Origin of the sequence: Streptomyces sp. SID14478, assembly GCF_010548525.1 — a bacterium.
Taxonomy (GTDB): Bacteria; Actinomycetota; Actinomycetes; order Streptomycetales; family Streptomycetaceae; genus Streptomyces.
In genome coordinates, this window is record NZ_JAAGMG010000341.1 from 1 (window position 1) to 20108 (window position 20108).

Consider the following 20108-nt stretch of genomic DNA (forward strand, 5'->3'; position numbering starts at 1 on the left):
GGGCCGGCACGGTGGCGGTGGCCGGTTCGACCTCGCGCCGGGGCCGCAGCAGCAGCGCCAGCCCGCCGAGCAGTCCCCCGGCGCACGTGCCGACGAGGGTCGTCAGCGCGGCGGACGCCGACGAGGGCTCGGTCGGCTTCACGGCCCGCGTGAAGCGCAGCAGTTCGACGTGCGTGTCGTCCTTGGTGTGGCTCGCGTTGGTGGTCAGCGCGCGGGCGACGGCGTTGGCCATCGCCACCGCTTGCGCGGGTTCGTCCGACGAGGCGGAGATCGAGACCATGGGCGCGTCCGGCGACGTCTCCGCCCTGACGTCCGACTGCAGCGTCCCGATCGGCACGCCCGCCGCGACCTGGGCGTCGCTCAGCACCGCGACCTGCGTGGCCACCCTGCTGTACGCCTGCGCGAAGCCGAGGGCGGACATCGGGTCGGCCTTCTCCGTCGGCACGGCGATGACGTAGCTGGTCGCCGTGTACTGCGGCGTACTGACAAGGCCGTACGCGCCGCCGGCGAGGGCGCCGAGCAGGATGCCCGCCGGCAGGGGCCACCACCGCGGCGGCTTCCTCGTGGCGGCGCCGATCCGGGGGAACGGCGCGGGGGAGGTCTTCCTGTCCTGGGCAGCTTCAGTCATGCGTACTCACTCCTGACGTCGGTGCGCCCATGGCCGTCGCGTACACGTCGTGGTGCAGCGCGGCGCTCCGGGCGATGCTGTAGTGGAGGGCGGCCTCCGACGGAGGCCTGGCGCCGCCCGACTCTTTGCGGATTCTTCGGACTTCACGGACGAACGAGGCGGGGTCGCACGAGACACGGACGGCGCGGGCCGCCGTCCCCGGGGGCAGATCGTCGACGGCGGGGCAGGTGACGTAGAGCACCGGCAGGCCACTGGCCTGCGCTTCCACCACAGCCAGACCGAACGCCTCGTCGACGGACGCGGAGGCGAGCACGTCCATCGCGGACATCAGCGCGGGCAGATCGCTCGCGGTGTCCGCGGGGTCCGCGTTCAGGTGGGGGCGTTCCCCGGCGAGGACGACGCGGTCGAGCACCCCGGCGCGGTGCGCCGCGTGCCGCAGTGCCCGCTCCTCCGGTCCCGTGCCGACGAGGAGGAGGTGCACGTCGCTCGGGAGGTTGCACAGTGCGGCGATCAGGACGTCGAACCGCTTGCCTGCCACCAGTCGCCCCACGCCACCGATGACGAAGGCTCCGGGCGGCAGGCCCAGTGCGCGCCGCGTGGCGGCCCGGGCGTCGGCGTCGAAGGCGAAGCGCGGGACGTCCACCCCGTTGGGGACGACGTGTACGCGGTGCGGGGCGACTCCCCACAGGTGCAGCCTCGTGGCCACCGCCGGGGACACCGCGATGGTCGCCCTGCCCAGCCGCTCGCCCGCGAGGTAGAGGGCGCGCACTCCGCGCGTCAGCGGGCGTCCCTCGATCTGGTGGTCGCCGAGGGAGTGCTCCGTGGCGACGACCGCGCGTACACCGGCCGTGCGCGCCGCGATGCGCCCGTACAGGCAGGCGCGGTAGAGGTGCGTGTGGACGAGGTCGTACCGCTCGTTGCGGATGAGTCGCACCAGGCGGGGCAGGGCACGTGTGTCCCGGTTGCCGGCCATTCCCAGGTGTGCGACGCGCACGCCGTCGCGGCGCAGCGCGTCGGCGACCTGGCCCGGATTGGTCAGCGTCACGACGTCGTGCGTGCCGGTCATGTGCCGCAGGAGCAGGCGCAGTTGCTGCTCCGCGCCGCCCGCGCCCAGGCCCGTGATGACGTGGAGGACCTTCACTGCGGGCCTTCCCCGACGTGCCAGGCGCGTCTTCGCAGCCGGTGCATACGGCGCTTGAGTTCGAGCCGCCACGCGGTGTCCCGCTGCCCGACGAACACGCGCGGCAGCGCGTGCACGCCGGTCAGGACGCCCGGGGAGATGGCACAGGCGTAGCGGTAGCCGGCGCGGCGGACGGCCTCCACCGTCGGCCGGTCGACGCACCCGTACGGGTAGCAGAAGCCGTGCACCTCGCCGCCGGTGAGCTCTTCGATGTGCGCCTTGCTGCGCTGGACCTCGGCCCGGCGCTCCTCGTCGTCCGCACGGGTCAGGTCGACGTGCATCAGGCCGTGGGAGCCGATCTCCATGCCGGCGGCCGCGGCGGCCCTGATCCCCTGCGGGGTCAAGAGCGGCTTGCGCGGGCCCTGCACGTCCCACTCGTTCTCCCCGCCGAGCCGGCCGGGAAGGACGAAGACGGTGGCGGAGCATTCGTAGTGCCGCAGCAGGGGCAGGGCGTTCTCGACGAAGTCTCCGTACCCGTCGTCGAAGGTGAGGCCGACCAGACCGCGGCCGACGCCCCGGCTGCGGGCGTCGAGGAGTTCGGCGACGCTGACGCCCCGCAGCCCGCGCGAGCGCAGCCAGTGGAGTTGTTGCCGCAGGCGCTCGGGGGTGACGGTGATGTTGTACGGGTCGTCGGCGCAGTCGTCCACGGAGTGGTACATCGCCACCCACGGAGAACGCCCCGGCAGGAGTTCTCTCGTCCTCGGACCTGGCGGTTCCTGGAGTGCGGAGTCAACGGGCATGGCGGAGCTTTCTGGTCGCGAAGCGGACGGCGGGTACACATGCCTGGACGTTCAGGGCCCACAGGAGGGCGCCGAAGACGGCCCCGATGGCCAGGCACCCGACAGCGAGGGAACCCAGCGGCTGCTCGATCCGGGCCGCGCACACCAGTCCGGCGACGGTGGCGGCCACGGCAGCCAACAGCGTCTTGCCGAGTTCGAGGAACACCGCGGGCAGCCGCACGGGCACGCTCCGCCTGTCCATCGCGGTCAGCAGCAGCACGGCGGTGAACGTGATGCCGAGGGCGTTGGCGGCGGCGATGCCACCGACCCCCCAGGCGCCGACCGCCCACGTGCCCACGCCTGCCGTGAGCGTCATGCCCGCGGCCATCGAGGCCACCGGGTACCAGGTCGGCCGCCCCGCGGAGAAGTAGGAGCGCACCAGCGCGCCGACGAGGCAGTGCCCCAGCAGGCCCAACGAGTAGACGCGCATGATGGCGGCCGTCGCGGCGGTGTCGTCGGCCGTGAACGCGCCCCGCTGGAACAGCAGTTGGACGATCTGCGGGGCGCAGGCGAACACCACGGCCGCGCCGGACAGGACGATGCAGGCGGCGAGCGCCACATCGCGTTCGACCCGGTCGCGGGCGCGCTCGGTGTCCCCTCGCGCCAATGCCTTGGCCACGACCGGGAACGTGACGGTGCACAGCATCAGGGAGAGCACCATCGGCAACTGCGCGACCTTCTGCGCGTAGTTGAGGTGGGAGATCGCCCCGGAGGGCAGGGAGGAGGCGAGGAAGCGCTCGATGAAGACCTGCGACTGCCGGCACAGTGCGAAGAGCAGCACCGTCGCGATCAGCGCGAGGTTCATCGACTGTTTCTTCGACGCCTTGGTGTCGTCGTCGTCGGTACGGGCTCCGCGCGTCGAGCTCCTCAGTCGACGGCGCAGTGACGGCGCCTGGACCAGGACCATCAGGAAGCCGCCCACGGCCACCCCGGCCGCGGCGGCGCGCACGCCCCAGCGGTCGGCCAGCACCAGCAGCGTGACGATGATGCCCGTGTTGTACGCGACGTAGATCGCGGCCGGGGCGAGGTAGCTGCTGTGGGCGCGCAGTGCGGCACTGCAGTAGCCGGTGAGCCCGAAGGTCAGGGCGCAGGTCGCGGTCAACCTCGTGCAGTCGACGGCGAGTTGGGGGTCGGGAAGCCCGGGGGCCAGCAGCTCGACCAGCTGTGGAGCGCCCAGCATCAGGAGCGCGGCGCAGGCCAGGAAGGCCAGCGTGAGGCGGGGCAGGGACGAGGCGACCAGCGCCCGCACCGGGTCCTGCTCCTTCGACGTCGCGGCGCCGCGCGCGGCGATCGCCGCGCTGAAGGCGGGTACGAGCATGAACGCGAGGCCGTCCTCGATGAGGAGGGTCGAGGCCAGCTCGGGAACGGTCCACGCCACGAGGAAGGCGTCCGTCTCGCTGCCTGCTCCGAACAGGTGCGCCAGGGTCTGGTCGCGGACGAGCCCCAGGAGCGATCCGGCGGCGGAGAGCACGGCCGTCAGCAGTGCGGCGCGGGCCAGGAAGGAGTTCGAGGCGCCCCGTGCGTCGTGGCTCTTGTCGACGCCGGCCGGGGCCGCTTGCTGTGCGGGTACCGCGGGGGCGAGAAGGGTCTCGTCCCCGTCGGCGGGAGGCGAGGGTTTCATCGCTCGGCAACCGCCTCGGACAGCGCCGCCGGGGCCAGGGCCCACCAGGCGACCAGGCCGAACACGACGGCGGTGAGCACCGTGGAGGGGCCCCCGATGTCCGCGTAGGCGAAGTCGATCAACTGCCAGGTGAGCAGCCCGCAGGCGATGAGCGCGCAGTCGAGTCCGCGGGCCGCGCGGTGCGCCGTGGCGAGCCGGCGGGCACCGCACACGAGCATCGCGGCCCAGCCGCCCACGATGGCGCACAGGCTCAGCAGGCCCTGCTCGCTGAGGACCAGGAGGTACATGTTGTGCGGCGACAACAGGGGTTGTCTGCGGAAGGCCGCGCCCGCACCGGCCACGTCGCTGCCCGCGGACAGCGCGATCGAGGCGTGGCTGTCGCGGTAGGCGGGGAAGTTCTTGAGCCCGACGCCGGTGGCGGGGTGTTCCTCCCACATGTCGATCGCCGCCGCCCACATGGTGTACCGGTCCGTCACGGACTGGTCCGGCGCCGCGGTGACCTGCGTGATGCTGCTCAGCCGCTCCTGGAGCATCGAGGTGCCCACCCCGAACCCGCCGACGAGGACGACCGCCGCGGCGGCCCCCACGGCGAGCAGGCGCCCGGCCCGGCGCAGTCCGGCGAGGACGATCTGCAGGACGCAGACCACGGCGGTGGCGATCCAGGCTCCGCGGCTGAAGGAGAGGGCCAGGGGCACCACGAGTCCCAGCGCGCAGACCAGCGCGAGGACCCGCTCGCGCGGCGCCCTGCCCGCGAGTCCCAGGCCCACCGCGCAGACCAGGCCGTACGCGACGACGGTGGACATGCCCATCACGTCGGTGGCCCCGAAGGTGCCGACGGCGCGCACGTCCTCCCCCGCGTACGAGGCTCCCGTGCCGGTCAGGTACTGGTAGACGCCGAGCGATCCCTGCCACAGGCCGAGCCCCACCAGGGCCCAGGCGACGAGCCGGAAGTCGTGGCGGTCGCGCACGAGCAGCAGCACGGCGGCCGGGACGAGGACGAGGATCTGGTAGTAACGCACCAGCCCCTCAAGGGCGTTCGGCAGCGAGTCGGCGCCGAGCGCGGCCACGGCGACGGCGACGACGGGCAGCCCGAGCACGACGTACGCGGTGCGCGTCAGGGGGCGCTCCTTGCGCCGCACTGCACGGACGACGCAGAAGAGCACGACCAGACCGGAGACGGCGTCGGCGGGTGTGCCTCCGCTGCCCTCGTGGTCGCTGCCCGCGCCCAGGGGCAGGCCCAGCATGGCGACGAGCAGCAGGACGGGCAGCACCGGCCCCGCTCGGCGCACGGCCTGCCGGCCCGCCGTCACGGGGTCGGGGCGCAGGCCGGGGAACGCAGGGAGCACGGTCACTTCATCAGCTCCCCGTCGGGCGGAAGAATTCAGTCGCCGTGCGCATCAGGATGCTGATGTCGCGCCAGAGCGACCAGTTGTCGATGTACGCGTTGTCGAACCGGCAGCGGTCCTCGATGGACGTGTCACCGCGCAGGCCGTTGATCTGGGCGAGCCCGGTGATGCCGGTCGGCATGCGGTGGCGCTCGCTGTAGCCGGGGTGCGCCTCGCTGAACTTCGCGACGAAGTAAGGGCGTTCGGGCCGCGGGCCGACCAGGCTCATGTCGCCGCGGAAGACGTTCCACAGCTGGAGAAGTTCGTCCAGCGAGCTGCGGCGCAGGAAGCGGCAGAACCAGGACATGCGGTGCTCGTTGGCGACGCTCCAGCGGGTCGCGGACTCCATCGGGTCGGCGGGCCGGTGGGTCCGGAACTTCAGCAGGGTGAACGGCAGACCGTCCTTGCCGATGCGCTCCTGGCGGAAGACCACGCCGGGCCCGTCGCTGATGCGCAGCCAGAGGGCGCACGTCAGCAGGACCGGGCCGGCCAGCACCAGCAGGACCGAGGAGATCGCCAGGTCCAGTGCGCGCTTGCCGGGGTGCGCCGGGAGGGGCGGCCCGACGACCGGCCGGCAGCGGAACCCCGCCAGATGGCCGCCCGCCTCGCGGTCGCGGGGTACGTACACCGCGGGCCTCGGGTCCAACTCCCAGATGTGGCAGTGCAGTTCGGACAGGCCGCGCAGCCAGGGGAGGTACTCCGGGTCGGTGGCGCCGCCCAGGACGATCGCCCGTCGGACATCGTTCTGGATCACTGCGCGCCGCATGTCTCCCACGGTGGTCAGCACGGGCAGGGGCGGTGCGTCGCCGTCCTGCTTGTCGTGCTTGCCCTGGCCCGCCGCGCCGTCACTGACGATGCCCACCAGCCTGACGCCGCTGCGCGGGTAGCGCTGGAGGGCGGCCGCGACGCGCGCCGCCTGCTGTTCCGGACCGACCAGCAGGGCCGTGCAGGGGCGCCGGACCAGGGCCACCCGCTGGCGCCAATAGACGAGCGCCCGCCCCGAAAGGGTGAGGACCGCGTGGGCTGCGCAGCCTGCGAGGACCGCCTTCAGCGGGATCTCCTTGAAGGGCTGCAAGGTCGCCGCTACGGCGGTCAGTACGCACCACGCGATCGCGAGACGCCCGGCGACGGCGGGGCAGTCGTCGAGCACGTACCGCTCGTCGATGCGCCCGTACAGCCCGGCGTTGCGGCACAGGGCGAGGACGAGGACGAGGAACCCGGCCACCAGGAGCGGGGGGCGCTGCAGCGGCGTCAGCACGAGCGTGCCGAGCAGCGCGGCCGTGCTGTCCACCGCGAGCAGGAGGGCGCGGGAGGAGTGGTCCCGCGTGCGGCCGCCGACCAGGGTGATCCTGCTGGTGTCGACGGTTCTCTGCGCGATGACGGTGGCGGCGCCCGCCTCCCCCGCACTCTGTTCCTGGCCGGCGGGGGAGGCGACGGCTCGTTCCGGGGTCACGTCGTGATCGGCTCTCTGCACTCGTTGGTCTCCAGACCCAGAAGTTCGCCGTACACGTCCGCGACTGCCGCGGCCGTGCGCCGCACGTCGTGCTGCGCGCGCACGTGGCGGCGGGCCGCACGGCCCAGCGCGGGCAGGCCTTCGGCGTCGCGCAACAGACCGACGAGGGCCCGGGCCAGGGCCGGGGCGTCGTCCGGCGGTGCCAGACACGTGTGGGCCAGCTGCGGCGGCAGGCTCTCGCGGGCCCCGTCGACGTCCGTGAGGAGCACCGGGCTCCCGCAGCCCATCGCTTCCAGCGGCGCGAGAGCTATGCCCTCCCACCGCGAGGGAAGGACGGTCAGGTCCGCCGCCCGGTACCAGGGAGTCGGATCCTCGACGGCCCCGACGAAGGTGACGGAGGGCGGGGCCGCGGCCCGCAGCCGTGCCGCGTCCGGCCCGTCGCCCACCAGCAGCAGCCGGGCCTGCGGCAGTTCGCGGAGCACCTCTTCCCACGCCGCGACGAGGACGTCCTGGCCCTTTTGCCGGCACAGCCGCCCGACGCACACGACGAGCGGCCCGGTCGCGGGGACGCCGGGCAGCTCCCTGGCGGAGGGCCCGTCGGGGTGGAACCGCTCCAGGTCGACCCCGTTCGGCACCAGCCGCCAGCGCCCTGCGATCCCGTGGCCCTCGCCGGTGTCCTGTTCGGCCCGGCTGACGCAGATCAGCCGGGAGGCCCAGCGCGCCGCCCGCCGTTCCCAGGTCAGCGCCAGGCGCGCGCCCATCCCGCCGACGGCTTCGAAGGACCATGCGTGCGGCTGGAAGACCGTGGGGATCCGGCCCCGTACGACGAGCCGGGCCACCAGGCCCGCCTTGGCGCTGTGGGCGTGGATGACGTCGGGGCGGGTGCGGGCGATCACGTCGGCCAGGCGGCGCAACTCCCCCGGCAGGCCTCTGGCCGGCGACCGTACGGCGCGCCATTCCAGGACCTCGCAGCCGAGGGCTTCGACCTGACGGGCCAGGCCGCCGGAGCCGGGGCAGGCCACCGACACCTGCATCCCGGCGGCGCGTTGCCTGCGCACGAGGTCGGACACCACGCGCGCCACTCCGCCGTCGACCGGTTGCGTCACGTGCAGAACGCGCGGCGGCAAGGGTGCAGACGTCACATGCATCGTCTCTTCCTTGGCTGAGCTGAAGAAGGTAGCTACGGCCGGGCGTCAACGGCGCCGAAGAGCACCCCGATCCAGGCCGTGTCCTTGAGTGAGGTCAGACGGAAGTCCAACGCCTTGCCGCCCCGGGCCACGGCGTCGTCGAGCGCGAACACGTCGGAGTCGTATCCGAGGTTGTTGCCGTGGTCCGGAGTCCGCTTCGGCTGCTGCCCGCCCGGCTGGGAGATGGTCGAGTTGAGCACGTCCCCCGCGGGATTGGCCCGGTCGGAGAGCGCGAGCGGCCTGCCCCGGCCGGTGGAGACGGTCAGCGAGTCGCCGCCGCGTCCGCGGTCGCCGTTGTACGCGACGAGGCCTGCGTAGCCGCTCGCCCCCTCGGCGAGGGCCGTCCTGACGTGGACATCCTTGCTGGGGTGCTGCCGGGTGAAGGTGTCGAAGCCGTCCTGCAGGAAGAGGTGCCGCAGCGGCGCGGCCTCGTCCTCGTACGCGGCCACGAGCGTCCACCCGCCCCACGCGCCCGCGGCGGTGCGCCCCATGGCGACGTTCAACTGCGCCACGGTGTACATCCCGGACCCGCTGGAGCGCACCAGATCGGTGACGTCCGCCGACGCCTGGTACGCGTCCGCGCCGTTGGCGACCCGGTGCCCCACGACGCTGTCGGCGAGCACCTGCTTGTAGTCGCCGCCGGGCTCCGCGACCAGTACGCGCCCGTTGTCGCGAGGGGGCTTCTGCTCTCCGACGCGGAGGTTCCCGCCCCAGTAGAGCCGCGCATAGGTCACGCGTGCGCCGGCGGGAAGACGGAACTCCGCGCCGGACGAGTTGTACGTGTTGGGGTCGCGGTCGATGTCCGTGTAGAACATGTCGAAGTCGCCGTTGCCGGCCGTCGCGCCCGCACGTGCCTCGGCGCATCCCGTCTTCTTGACCGAGACGCTGCCCCGGCACGTGATGGCGGCGTTCGCCGCTCGAACGAATCCGCCATGGAGCGTGGCCTCGTACCGCGGGGTGAACGGGAGGGTGGGCTTCTCGGTGATCGGTGACGGCGCTGTCGCGGTCGCCTGGCACGGCAGGGACACCGCCGCCAAGGACAGCAGACCCACCGTCACACGACGCAGGAAACAGCCTTTGAACCTGTGCACGGCGAGCTTCCCTTTCAGGAATGGGCAGACGCTCTACAGCACCCACGAAAATATGAACATCACACCCGCTGGGCGAATCCCCGCACCTCATACCGCCTGAACGGGGAACGGCCAACAGTAGCGACCACAAAGCGAGTTTCACTTAATACACGAGTGTGTTGGACTTGTGAAATTCCCACTGCCCTGATGTCGACACCTTTCGGCACCCTTCAACACCCGGCGCACCTTCACCCGTTCGGAGCCGCAACTCCTTGCAGGGCCTCCCCGTTGCACCACGCACCGGGCACCTGGCCCGGCCGAACGAAAACCCAAGGAGCATGTTCATGTCGCGTACCGCGAAGGCAGTCGTCTTCTCCGCTGTGGCCGCCGCCGCCATGGCCGGCACTGCCGGCATCGCCGCCGCCGACAGCGGCGCGCAGGGTGCCGCCACCGACTCCCCCGGAGTCCTCTCGGGCAACGCCGTCCAGGTTCCGGTCCACGTGCCGGTCAACGTCTGCGGGAACACCGTCAGCGTCATCGGCCTGCTGAACCCGGCCTTCGGCAACAGCTGCGTCAACAGCTGACGCGCTCAGCCTGACTCTTCCTCAGCCGCCCCTCCTCCAGGGGCGGCTGTTCCTTTTCCCGCTGCTGGGTCCCTGGCCGCCTGCCCCGTATGGAGGTGAGTGCACGGGAGTCGGCCGCAGGGCTCTCACCAGGAAGAACGGCAGAGGCGCAAGCATCGGGCGAACACGGAGAGCGGTCGATCGGTTGCAGGGAGTGGTGTGGCATCCCACGGTGATCTCAAGCACCAACACACCCTCGAAAGGGAAAAACATGCCCGCTTTGCCCGTACGGCGCCTCGCGACCTCCGCTCTCTGCGCGTCCCTCCTGATCGGTGCGGCAGCCCCGGTGTTCGCCGCGGACTCCGCCAGTGAGCGCGCCAGCCGCACGGTTGTGTCCTCCGCCCCCACCCCGTCCGTCGAGGCCCTGCAGGGCCAGGTCAAGACCCTGCAGGGTCTCGGTGGCGTCCTCACGCCGGTCACCGACCTGCTCGACGCCGTGCTCAAGACCAAGGACGGCAAGCTTCCGGCGGACGAGGCCCAGAAGCACGCCGACGCGGTCAAGACCGCCATCGACACGGCGAAGGAGCAGGCGCCCGCGGCTCCGGTTCCGGTCCCGCAGGCTCCCGACGGGGCCGCCCCTGACGACGCGAAGGCGCCGCTCGACGTCAAGGGCGACGCCCTGACCGCACTGCAGTCCGCGGTCGACGCCCTGGTGAAGTCGGCCACGGCGGGCGATGTCACCGCCGTCGCGACCCAGACGCCCGTCGTCGTGACGGGGCTGGTCAACGTCCTCGCGGCCACGCTGCTGAGCGGCGCCCTTCCGGCTCCCAACCTGCCCGGCCTCCCGGCGCTGCCGAAGCTGCCGACGTCCGACCTGCCGGTGCAGCCGCCGGCCCTTCCCGAGACGCCGGCCCTGCCGCAGACGTCGGCGCTGCCCCAGACTCCGGCCCTCCCCCAGACGCCCCTCTCGTCGTAGCCGGACGACACCTGCGGTGACGCGGGTGCAGAGCCCGCCGAGGCAGACAGCCTCGGCGGGCTCTCGGCATGCTCACGCAATTTCATATTTGATTCATCGGGCCGTTCTTTCGAGTGGGGATCAACAAATGGCGGCACACCGGGGTTTCTCCCGGCGGCGACGATCGTTGAGCAGGAAGAAGCAGGACATCAAGACACGGGGCATTCGGAATGCCTGGAACGTGAATATTCCATGCCGATGGCCAAAGCGTCATCGAGGAAAGGATAAAAAAATGAAGGCTTTGAAGATCGCTGCCGTTGTCGCCGGTTCCATGGCGATTGCCGGTGCCGCCGCGCCCGCCTTTGCCTCCGACCTCACGCCGACGAGCCTGAACGGCGCCCTGGACACGATCGCCAGCCAGCCGTCGCTCGACGTGAAGCCGCTGGACAGCAACGTTCTCGACCCGAACGGCGACAACGGCCTCGTCGACACCGTCACGGGTGCCACCGACGGCCTGAACCCGGGCGCCGCCGAGGCCCCCGCCAACCTCCTCGGCGGCCTTCCCGTCGCCAAGTAGGCGACTCTTCGTTCGTTGAACCGAATGGGCGAAGGGTTTATGAAGGCGTGTCTTTTCCGCTGACTGCTCGGGCGCCCCTCATACGATCCACGGAACCCCCGAAGGAAGGTTTGTGAAATGAACACTGCCAAGAAGACCGCTCTCGTCCTCGCCACTGCCGGTCTCGCGGCGGGCGCCGCGTCGGGTGCCGCTTTTGCCGATGGCGGCGCCAGCGCCGAGGGTGCTGCCGTGCACTCCCCGGGCGTGCTCTCGGGCAACGTCACCCAGGTCCCGGTCCACGTTCCGGTGAACGTCTCCGGCAACACGGTCAACGGCATCGCCGGTCTCAACCCGGCCTTCGGCAACACCGCCGTCAACGACTGACACAGCGCCGCGTTCTCCCCGCGCGTGGGAAGCCAAGCACGGAAGGCTGGTTCGGAACTCAGGTTCCTGAACCAGCCTTTGGCGTTCACGCCGTCAATGCACGGACGGGGATCGGACTTGTGTGTGTGCGACCCTCGATCGAGTGCGCCGCGTTCCGCCATTTGAGTGACGACGCCGCTATCGGCACGAACTGTCTCGCTAGGCTTCCTCGGTGACTTCAACGTCGAGCATTGACACCACGTTTCGGGCAGCGGATCTAGGGACGCTCGCCGTCATCTCCTGGAGCGGGGCTCCCGCCGGAGAGGAAGACGACGTTCCCTTTCTGCTCGCCTACTCCATGGGCGACTCCCCCGCGGGCCCTGCCGCCGCGGAGACGGCCGTACGGGCGCTTCTGCACAACAACGGGCTGACGGTGGGCACCACCGTTCACGACGCAGCGCGGCAGCCGCGATTCCCCGTCTCGCTGCTCGTGGAGGCGGGCCAGGCCGTCGTCACGATGCCCCTGCTGAACGCCCAGTGTCCGGTGCGGCCCGAGTGGCTCGCGGCCGCGGAGGCGCGAGGGAACGCGTACTTCATGTTCACGGCCCGCCCCTGGCCCACCGCCGCCCCCGGGCAGCCCGTGACCGAGGAGGAGCTGGAGCGGTTCGCCGGCGACGAGGAGACCCTGACGGCCGCGGCGCACTGCCTGCTGCCGATCCGACGCCTGCGCTGACCGCCCCCACACGCGACCGTGGTGCAGCAGCGGGGGCAATGACTGCCGACCGACTCCTGCACCACGGCGGATGATCTGAGGGCTTGCTCAGCCGAGGCCTACGCCCAGACCCAGGCCCAGACCGAGGCCGAGACCGTCGTGGTGGTGGTGCGAGTGGTGCCAGCACTCCCAGTCGTTGTCGCACGGGTGGGCGGCGGCCACGGACTGGGCGGGCGCCTGGGGCGTGGCGGCCTGAGCCACACCGGTGAGCGGCAGGACAGCGGCGGCAGCGAGCAGCGCGACCACAGTGGTCCGCCTGGCGATCTGCTTCATGGAGGAAGTCCTATCTACGTGCTTTCGGGACATAAGCGACGCTAGCCCCGCTTCTCCCACTTGTCGCGCCGAGCGTCACGATCAGTGACTCTCAGTAATCGCCACTGGTGGCGGCCTCGGGAGGCTCCGTTGAGCACTGCCCGTCGGGAGGCCTCGGCCGCGCGGCGAGCCCGAGCCGGCCGCCGGTCCGAGCAGGCCGGAGGTCCGAACGCCGAACACTCCGACGCCCAGCGGGATCTGACGCAGGGTCCGGTGCGAACTGCCCTTACGCATGCAGCACTTGAAGCGGGCAGCGTGGGATGCCCAAGGTCTTCGGATTAGGCCCATGGGGGGAATTCTGAACTGATGTCACAGAAAGGATCGTTATCTCTGACGAGTCATCACCCGGAGAAGAGAAGGCGCCCAGAATGAACCGCACGGCAAGAGCGACCCTCACCGTACTGACGGCCTGTATCGCCGCCGCAGCAGCTTCAACTCCCGCCCTGGCGGCAGGTGTACCCGTCGAGGTCCCCCTTGACGGCGTGGAGAGTGCGCTGCACGTGGACGCCCCGCGGCTGAGCACCGAAGCACCCATCCCGATGCCGGGGACGCCCGTGGGGCCCCAGTACTCGGCGGATCACGTCCTTCCGCAGCGCGCGCTGCCGCAGCTGCCCCTCAGCAGTGAACTCCCCGCCACCGACGCCAAGGTGCCGCTGCCGCAGCTCCTCGCGACCGAGGACGTGGACCGGCTGGGGCTCACGACCGAAGGGTCGGACGTGCGCACCCTCACCCCCGGAGCCTCCGTGAACCCGCCGCTGACCGGCCCCCGGGCCCACCGCTTCGGGCTGCCGGAGGTCGCGGCTCCGCAAGCCGCTTTCGGCGCCCCCGACGTGCAGGCCCAGCCGGGAGCGGACCTGGCGGTGGGCTGACATCCCGGGGTGGGCCGGACTTCGAAGTCGTCCTCCGGCTCACCCGACTCGACGCGCTTCCCGACAGCAGGCGGGCTCCCGGTCCGCAGGAGGAGATGGCCGTGAATCCCCAAGTGCCCTTCGCTGACCCGCACCCGGTGGCAGCCGCCGCGGCTGCCGCGAGCGCGGACCCTGATCCGGGTACGAGTCCGCTGCTCACACGGCGCAGTGCGGCCCTGGTCCTGCTGGGCGTGACCTCGACCGCCGCGGCCTTCCTCGCAGCCCGGCCACCGACGTCCCCACAGGCGGACGCGCCTCCTGAGGAATTCGGCGAAACCTATCGAGGGCGGCGGATCGCGGGCATCAGAATGCCCGACGCGACAACGGGTGCCGGTGAATGGCAGGTCACCGTCGACGGGCGCCCGTTGCACCTCATGCGCCGGGCCGACGGCTCTTATCTGACCATGGTCGATCACTACGACTCCTGCCCCACCCCCCTGGCCGCGGCGCGACGGGCCGTGGCGGAACTCGGCGAGCAGACACTGCAGGCTCACGATCGGAGGCTGTGAGACCGGTGATTCACACGCGTCAGAACCAGAGCACGCTCACCAAGGCGCAGAAGCGACGCTTCACGAACGCCGTACTCGCCCTCAAGAAGAAAGGGCAGTACGACGAGTTCGTACGAATGCACATCGATTTCTACGTCGGGGACGGTGACGGCGCCTTACGGGTGGCCCATATGACCCCGTCGTTCTTTCCGTGGCACCGCAAATTCCTGCTCGAGTTCGAGAGGGCCTTGCAGAAGGTGGATTCCGGGGTCACGGTTCCCTATTGGGACTGGACGGTCGACCGTACGCCGGCCGCTTCTTTGTGGAGCGAGGATTTCTTGGGCGGCAATGGCCGCCGCTCCGACCACCAGGTCACGACGGGACCTTTCGCCCGGCGGCAGGGGCACTGGACCATCACGGAGGCCGTGACCGACGGCGACTTCCTCATGCGTGACTTCGGCCGGCCGCAGGCGCCGGTCGACCTGCCGAGCAAGGACGAGCTCGCCTGGGCCATGAAGGAGCCCACGTACGACGCGGAGCCGTGGAACTCGCTCGCGCCGCACGGCTTCCGCAACCGCTTCGAGGGCTGGCCCACGCGCCGCGGTGACGGCACGTGGTTCAACCACAATCGTGTGCACCGGTGGGTGAGCGGCCACATGCTGGGCGCCGGTTCGGTCAATGACCCGGTCTTCTGGCTCCACCACGCGTTCGTCGACCTCTGCTGGTCACGGTGGCGGCAGCGGTATCCGAAGGCCGCTCCCTACCTCCCCGTGCAGAAGCCCGCGCTCGGTGACGCGCAGCACGACCGCGTCCTGGTCGCCGGCGACACCATGCCTCCGTGGAACACGCCGATCCGGGACATGCTCGACCACACGTCCCTGTACCGGTACGAGGATCGCCCGTAGACGGGCGAGCGCCCCCGGCACCGTGTGCCGGGGGCGCTCGTCCATGGGGGTGCGGGATGCCACCGTCCCGTCAGCTGTGGCTTCCCGCGGTCCCGACGGGTCAGCCGCCGTAACCGGCGTCGTCGCCACCGTCGCTGTTGACGCACGTGTTGCCGAACGCCGGGTTCAGCAGGCCGATGACGTTCACGGTGTTGCCGCAGGCGTTGACCGGGACGTGAATGGGAGCCTGGACCAGGTTGCCCGACAGCACGCCCGGCGAGTTGGTGGCCGCGCCCTGGGCACCCGCGTCGGCCATGGCCAGACCGGCGCCACTGAGCACCACGGCACCCGTACCGAATGCGACAGCGGCTGCCTTCGCGATGCGAGACATCACGTTCTCCTTTTGCTTGGCATGTGCGGCTGCGTAGTCGCAGCCGTCGCCGTGTTCAACGGGACGGCCCGCCGGCAGTAACGGTTTATGCGGGGATACATCCTGAAAAGGGCAGGAATTCGAGGCCGGTGGCAATGCGGCCGGCCCGAGAGATGCCCGTGTTCAGCTCGCTCCGGCGTCGGAGGGCAGGACGGTCTTCCCGTCGTACACGCCTCCCCGGCACACCTGCGACCCGCCACCCGCGTCGCCTCCCTGCTCCCACCGCATGACGCCGCCGCCGGCCCGGCACTCGTCGGGTGCCAGGTAGTCCAGGTCGAAACGGGGCCGGCGGACGAACGCGAACCCGGGGTCCGAGCCGCCCGCGACGGGGCCCGCCCCTTCGACGTCCTTGACGCACCGATAGGCGTCCGCCCCGTCGTAGACGCGGAACGCCGGGGCGCCCCCTTCCGCCCTGCACTGCGCTGCCGTCAACAGGACCGGGGGATCGTGCGGGTCCGCCGCCGCGCAGGCCGGGGGGAGCCACGCAGTGCTCAGCGCACCGAGCAGGACCGCACATCGCATCAAGAACATCCTCGCGCACACCTTTCAGCCGTCCCCCTCCCCCGCGGCGGCGGGCACCTCCCACACTCGTCCGCGCCGCGCTCCCGCGCAGGCGGAGAGGGCTGAACGGGGCGTCGTGCCCCGGAGCGGGGATCGATCGAGAACCACTTCGCCGTCGCGTCGTTTCCTGAGTAGCACCGGTCCGGCATCTCCCGGGTCCGTGCCTGTCGTGCCGCGCGGGTCCGGCCGCACCGTTGAACAGCACCCGTCACCTGCAGCAAAGGGAGCACATATGAAGGTGGTCTGCGTCGGCGGAGGGCCCGCGTCGCTGTATCTGGCCATCCTTTTGAAGCTGCGGGACCGTCATCGGCACGTCACCGTCCACGAGCGCAATCCCGCCGGGGCGACGTACGGATGGGGCGTCACGTACTGGCCCGACATGCTCGCCACCCTTGCGGCACACGACCGGCCGTCCGCTCGCGCCATCGAGGAGCATTCGGTGAAGTGGGGCGACGGGGTGGCGCACGTTCGCGAGGCGACCACGGTGCACCACGGTGACGAGGGCTTCGCGATCGGGCGCCACGAACTGCTGAGGATCCTGGCCGAACGGGCTTCCTCGCTGGGGGTCGACGTGCAGTTCGACCACGCGGTCCCGCCCGGGGACCCCGCCCTGGACGGCGACTTGATCGTGGCCGGGGACGGTTCCCGCAGCCCGCTGCGCGAACAGCACGCGGAACACTTCGGCACACGGATCACCTCGGGGAACAACCGCTTCATCTGGCTCGGGACGACGCAGGTCTTCCGCTCCTTCACCTTTGCCTTCGTGGAGACCGACCACGGGTGGCTGTGGTGCTACGCCTACGGCTTCGACAGCCGGCACAGCACCTTCATCGTCGAGTGCGCCCCGCACACATGGACGGGCCTCGGCCTGGACACCATGGCAGGGGCCGACGCCCTGAAGCTGCTGGAGAGCCTCTTCGCCGCACCGCTGGAAGGGCACCCGCTGATCGGCCGCACCGACATCGACGGGCCCTCGCAGTGGGAGCAGTTCCGTACGGTCACCAACCGCGTCTGGTCGTACGGCAATCTGGTTCTGCTGGGCGACGCCGCCCACACCACCCACTACTCGATCGGCGCGGGCACCACCTTGGCGATGCAGGACGCCATGGCGCTGGCCCAGGCCCTGCAGAACGCGCCTCTGCCCGCGGCCCTCGGACACTACGAACGGGTCCGCAAGGGCGAGTTGCTGCGCCTTCAGAATGCGGCACGCCACAGCGCCGGATGGTACGAGAACCTGACGCGTTACATCGAAATGGAACCTCACCAGATGTTCGCTCTGCTCGGGCAGCGTCATTCCCCGTTGCTTCCCTACATTCCGCCGCAGCTGTACTACCGCGTGGACCGGGCCGTCGACCGGACGCAGGCATTGCGTTCCCTGAAGCGCTGGCTCGGTCCGCGTATCGCACAGCTATTGGGGAGCTGAGCGGAGAATGCGGCCCGTCTTCCGACACCTCTGGGACACGCCCGCCGACGGCTCAATTCCTCGTCTCAAGTACCCGATGGAGATGTGATAGGCCAGTCATATTCTCTACACCTCTCAGGGAGAATCGATGCGTCTTCGCGCATTCGCAGCCGCCACCGTGCTGGCTGGGACCTCGGTACTGGGTTCCGCGGCCGTGGCCTCCGCTCTGGACGGCCCCGAGGGCGCCAGCGCCTCCGCGGTCGCCGCGCACAGCCCGGGCGTCCTGTCCGGCAACGTGGTCCAGGTCCCGGTCGACGTTCCGCTCAACGCCTGCGGCAACTCGGTCAACCTGATCGGCCTGCTCAACCCGGCGTTCGGCAACTCCTGCGCGAACGACTAGGGTTCACTGCTCTTCGAGTGGACCTGCGGTCATGCCCTGTGGCGCTCTCCGGCACTGTCGGGGAGCGCCACAGGCGCGAGAGAGGCCGGTTCAACAGCCCGGTTCAACGGGGTAGGGGCAGACGAGTCGGGCTGTACGCCGGGTTCTGTTCCGAAGGTTCCTCGCGGAGCCCTCGGCGACGGCCATCCATCTAGGGCCGGCGTTGCCACCGGCCTCGTGCGGTCTACCCGCGGACTCGGGCGGGCAGCCCTCGAACGTCCGCGCAGAGCCACCGAGGTGGCTCCTCTTGACCTTGCTCCAGGTGGGGTTTACCTAGCCGCCTGAGTCACCTCAGGCGCTGGTGGTCTCTTACACCACCGTTTCACCCTTACCCGGCACCGAAGCGCCGGGCGGTCTGTTTTCTGTGGCACTGTCCCGCGGGTCACCCCGGGTGGCCGTTAGCCACCACCTTGCCCTGTGGAGCCCGGACGTTCCTCGGGGAGTCCCGTGAAGGACCCCACGCGGCCGCCCGCCCGGCTCGTCTGCCGTGCCGACCATGGTACCGGTCTAGCGGTGCAGCGCCGCCATCCCCGTCTCCCAGGCCCGCTCCAGGTCCGCGTCGCCGGGAAACCGGCCGTGGATCTCCAGGATCACCATGCCGTGCGCGAACGCCCAGACCGCGCGGGCCAGGTCCCCGTCGCCGTGGCAGGCCCGTACGAGGGGTGCCGCGGCCCGCTCCTCCAGGCCCTCGGGGAGCGCGGCGCGGGGCAGCGGGCGCTCGGTGCCGAGGCAGTAGAGGTGGGGGTGGGCGAGGGCGTACGCACGGTAGGCGGCGCCCAGGGCGGTGAGGGAGCCCGGGGCCTGCTTCTCCGCCTGCTCGCAGGCCTCGGCGGACTCGGCCAGCATCTGCGCCACGAGCTCGACCTCCACGGCGTGCTTGTCGGGGAAGTGCTTGTAGAGGGACGGGGCCTTGATGCCGAGGCGGTCGGCGAGGGCCCGCATGGTCAGGGCGTCGGGCCCGGACTCCTCGAGGAGCACCCGGGCCTCGGCCGCGATCTCGGTGGCGCGCGGCGTGAGCCGCCGCCGTTGCTCAGTGGCCTCAGGCACGCTGGAAGCCTTCCTTCGTCCGCAGTCCGTAGCCGAAGGCGCGATCGTACGAGATGTGGGCGAGCCAGGCGCACAGGGCCGCGAAGGCAGGGGCCCAGGTGAACGGCGTGAAGGGGTACGCGACGATCAGCGCGAGCGGGACCAGGGCCCGGTGGGCGGTGTTGTAGAACGGCACGGCGCGGGGCGGGAGTTGACCCTTCGCCATCCGCGGCGCATCGCCCATGCCGACCAGGAACGTGAAGTCCGGCGCGAGGAAGAAGACGAAGGCCAGCGCTGCCGCGAGCCAGCCGTGGTTGACGCCCTCCAGGACCGCGAAGGCCGACCAGAACAGCGCGTTCAGCAGCCATGCCGTGCGGCGGAGCACGGTGAGCGGCTTCTCGGACGGCTTCGCGCTCGTGGTGGGCGCTGTAGGTGCGGTGGCGCTCATGCGGACCTCCCCGGCCAGGGGCTAACGTTGTTAGCCTCGTTATGGGGAAACCGTACGGCTAACAGCGTTAGCCGTCAAGGTTCCGGGGGTGCTCCGCTTGACCCTTCCGTAGCGTCAACGTTTCTACTGAGGTCATGAGGATCGGAGAGCTGGCCGGGACCGTCGGCGTCACCACCCGCGCCATCAGGCACTACCACCACCTCGGGCTGCTCGCGGAGCCCGAGCGGCAGGGCAACGGCTACCGCGACTACGGCCTGCGGCACGCCGTCGAGCTGGCGCGCATCCGGCGGCTGACCGAGCTGGGGCTCGGGCTCGGCGAGGTGCGGGACGTGCTGGCGGACGACGCGGGGCGCGAGCTCGTCGAGGTGCTCGCCGAGCTGGACGCGGACCTGGCGCGGCAGGAGGCCGCGATCCACCGGCGCCGGGAGCGGCTGCGCACGCTGCTGTCGGACGCCGAGCGCGGACAGCTGCCCGCCGAGGGGCCCCTCTCGCCCGAACTGACCTCCTTCCTGCACGAGTTGGGCGACCTGGACGACTGGTCGCCGATGGCCGCCAAGGACCGCGAGATGCTCGCCCTGATCGACACGACGGCGCCGCCCGAGGCCCGCGCGCAGCTGATGGCGGCGCTGACGCCCACCCTCACGGCGCCGGGCGCGCTGGACGCGGCCCGCGACGTGTACGCGCGGCTCGACGCCCTG

At 71.0% G+C, this 20108-nt stretch carries 24 protein-coding genes and 1 other RNA gene; 11 read left to right on the plus strand and 14 right to left on the minus strand.

The features are described 5' to 3' along the window. The 8 genes from G3I40_RS11075 to G3I40_RS11110 form a co-directional block, all read right to left on the minus strand. On the minus strand, positions 1-628 hold a 628-nt coding region (locus G3I40_RS11075; RefSeq protein WP_164301990.1), incomplete at its 3' end, for a lipopolysaccharide biosynthesis protein. Then, positions 621-1769 (minus strand): glycosyltransferase, encoded by a 1149-nt coding sequence (locus tag G3I40_RS11080; RefSeq protein WP_164301991.1) that lies wholly within the window; start codon positions 1767-1769, stop codon positions 621-623. The genes G3I40_RS11080 and G3I40_RS11075, both read right to left, overlap by 8 nt. Further along, positions 1766-2467, minus strand: coding sequence for a polysaccharide deacetylase family protein (locus tag G3I40_RS11085; protein WP_164302011.1), 702 nt, complete (start codon positions 2465-2467; stop codon positions 1766-1768). Before G3I40_RS11085 ends, G3I40_RS11080 begins: the two co-directional genes overlap by 4 nt. A 70-nt stretch (positions 2468-2537) precedes the next feature. Further along, a complete protein-coding gene (locus G3I40_RS11090) occupies positions 2538-4208 on the minus strand; it encodes a lipid II flippase MurJ (RefSeq protein WP_164301992.1) in 1671 nt (556 codons plus the stop codon). Next, positions 4205-5452: an O-antigen ligase family protein gene (locus G3I40_RS11095; protein ID WP_164302010.1), complete on the minus strand. Its 1248-nt coding sequence runs from the start codon at positions 5450-5452 to the stop codon at positions 4205-4207. The genes G3I40_RS11090 and G3I40_RS11095 overlap by 4 nt, the downstream gene beginning before the upstream one ends. Positions 5453-5564: 112 nt before the next feature. Continuing rightward, complete coding sequence (locus tag G3I40_RS11100) at positions 5565-7046, minus strand: sugar transferase (protein WP_164301993.1); 1482 nt, start codon at positions 7044-7046, stop codon at positions 5565-5567. Then, positions 7043-8194 (minus strand): glycosyltransferase, encoded by a 1152-nt coding sequence (locus tag G3I40_RS11105; protein WP_164301994.1) that lies wholly within the window; start codon positions 8192-8194, stop codon positions 7043-7045. The genes G3I40_RS11100 and G3I40_RS11105 overlap by 4 nt, the downstream gene beginning before the upstream one ends. Before the next feature lie 32 nt (positions 8195-8226). After that, complete coding sequence (locus tag G3I40_RS11110; protein WP_343244891.1) at positions 8227-9324, minus strand: DUF3344 domain-containing protein; 1098 nt, start codon at positions 9322-9324, stop codon at positions 8227-8229. 374 nt (positions 9325-9698) lie between these two features. Here G3I40_RS11110 and G3I40_RS11115 point away from each other — a divergent pair, with 374 nt between their 5' ends. The 5 genes from G3I40_RS11115 (at position 9699) to G3I40_RS11135 (ending at position 12473) form a co-directional block, all read left to right on the plus strand. Continuing rightward, positions 9699-9887, plus strand: a complete 189-nt coding sequence (locus G3I40_RS11115; RefSeq protein WP_275410171.1) for a chaplin — start codon at positions 9699-9701, stop codon at positions 9885-9887. A gap of 250 nt (positions 9888-10137) precedes the next feature. Next, complete coding sequence (locus tag G3I40_RS11120) at positions 10138-10842, plus strand: hypothetical protein (RefSeq protein ID WP_203643835.1); 705 nt, start codon at positions 10138-10140, stop codon at positions 10840-10842. Between the two features lie 271 nt (positions 10843-11113). Next, positions 11114-11398 carry a hypothetical protein gene (locus tag G3I40_RS11125; protein ID WP_164301996.1) on the plus strand — a complete coding sequence of 95 codons (285 nt, stop codon included), beginning with the start codon at positions 11114-11116 and terminating at the stop codon, positions 11396-11398. Between the two features lie 117 nt (positions 11399-11515). Continuing rightward, a complete protein-coding gene (locus tag G3I40_RS11130; RefSeq protein ID WP_164301997.1) occupies positions 11516-11761 on the plus strand; it encodes a chaplin in 246 nt (81 codons plus the stop codon). Positions 11762-11972: 211 nt separating this feature from the next. Next, complete coding sequence (locus G3I40_RS11135; RefSeq protein WP_164301998.1) at positions 11973-12473, plus strand: DUF5949 family protein; 501 nt, start codon at positions 11973-11975, stop codon at positions 12471-12473. Between the two features lie 87 nt (positions 12474-12560). On the opposite strand, the gene G3I40_RS11140 is transcribed toward G3I40_RS11135, so the two are convergent. Further along, on the minus strand, positions 12561-12785 hold the full coding sequence (locus G3I40_RS11140) for a hypothetical protein (RefSeq protein WP_164301999.1): 225 nt from the start codon (positions 12783-12785) through the stop codon (positions 12561-12563). A 407-nt stretch (positions 12786-13192) separates the two neighbouring features. On the opposite strand from G3I40_RS11140, the gene G3I40_RS11145 reads away from it, so the two are divergent. From G3I40_RS11145 to G3I40_RS11155, 3 genes are all read left to right on the plus strand, one after another. Beyond that, positions 13193-13693 (plus strand): hypothetical protein, encoded by a 501-nt coding sequence (locus G3I40_RS11145; protein WP_164302000.1) that lies wholly within the window; start codon positions 13193-13195, stop codon positions 13691-13693. Positions 13694-13788: 95 nt separating this feature from the next. Next, positions 13789-14241: a tyrosinase cofactor gene (locus tag G3I40_RS11150; RefSeq protein WP_164302001.1), complete on the plus strand. Its 453-nt coding sequence runs from the start codon at positions 13789-13791 to the stop codon at positions 14239-14241. A 5-nt stretch (positions 14242-14246) separates the two neighbouring features. Further along, a complete protein-coding gene (locus G3I40_RS11155) occupies positions 14247-15125 on the plus strand; it encodes a tyrosinase family protein (RefSeq protein WP_164302002.1) in 879 nt (292 codons plus the stop codon). A gap of 100 nt (positions 15126-15225) precedes the next feature. Here the strand turns inward: G3I40_RS11155 and G3I40_RS11160 are convergent, their stop codons facing one another. Both G3I40_RS11160 and G3I40_RS11165 read right to left on the minus strand, forming a co-directional pair. Next, positions 15226-15495, minus strand: a complete 270-nt coding sequence (locus G3I40_RS11160; protein ID WP_164302003.1) for a chaplin — start codon at positions 15493-15495, stop codon at positions 15226-15228. A gap of 162 nt (positions 15496-15657) precedes the next feature. After that, the gene (locus G3I40_RS11165) at positions 15658-16065 is read right to left on the minus strand and encodes a hypothetical protein (RefSeq protein ID WP_164302004.1); all 408 of its coding nucleotides are present in this window, start codon (positions 16063-16065) and stop codon (positions 15658-15660) included. 262 nt (positions 16066-16327) lie between these two features. Between G3I40_RS11165 and G3I40_RS11170 the strand changes: the two genes are divergently transcribed. Beyond that, entirely contained in the window at positions 16328-17518 is a 1191-nt protein-coding gene (locus G3I40_RS11170) for an FAD-dependent monooxygenase (RefSeq protein WP_164302005.1), read from the plus strand. Positions 17519-17645: 127 nt separating this feature from the next. Continuing rightward, entirely contained in the window at positions 17646-17897 is a 252-nt protein-coding gene (locus G3I40_RS11175; protein WP_164302006.1) for a chaplin, read from the plus strand. 118 nt (positions 17898-18015) lie between these two features. On the opposite strand, the gene rnpB is transcribed toward G3I40_RS11175, so the two are convergent. From rnpB to G3I40_RS11190, 3 genes are all read right to left on the minus strand, one after another. Beyond that, positions 18016-18417: RNase P RNA component class A (gene rnpB / locus G3I40_RS11180), an RNA gene on the minus strand. Positions 18418-18443: 26 nt separating this feature from the next. Continuing rightward, on the minus strand, positions 18444-18983 hold the full coding sequence (locus tag G3I40_RS11185; RefSeq protein WP_164302007.1) for a TetR/AcrR family transcriptional regulator: 540 nt from the start codon (positions 18981-18983) through the stop codon (positions 18444-18446). Beyond that, on the minus strand, positions 18976-19410 hold the full coding sequence (locus G3I40_RS11190) for a DUF4260 family protein (RefSeq protein ID WP_164302008.1): 435 nt from the start codon (positions 19408-19410) through the stop codon (positions 18976-18978). The genes G3I40_RS11185 and G3I40_RS11190 overlap by 8 nt, the downstream gene beginning before the upstream one ends. A 134-nt stretch (positions 19411-19544) precedes the next feature. Here G3I40_RS11190 and G3I40_RS11195 point away from each other — a divergent pair. Continuing rightward, a partial coding sequence (locus tag G3I40_RS11195) for a MerR family transcriptional regulator (protein WP_164302009.1) occupies positions 19545-20108 on the plus strand: 564 nt, incomplete at its 3' end.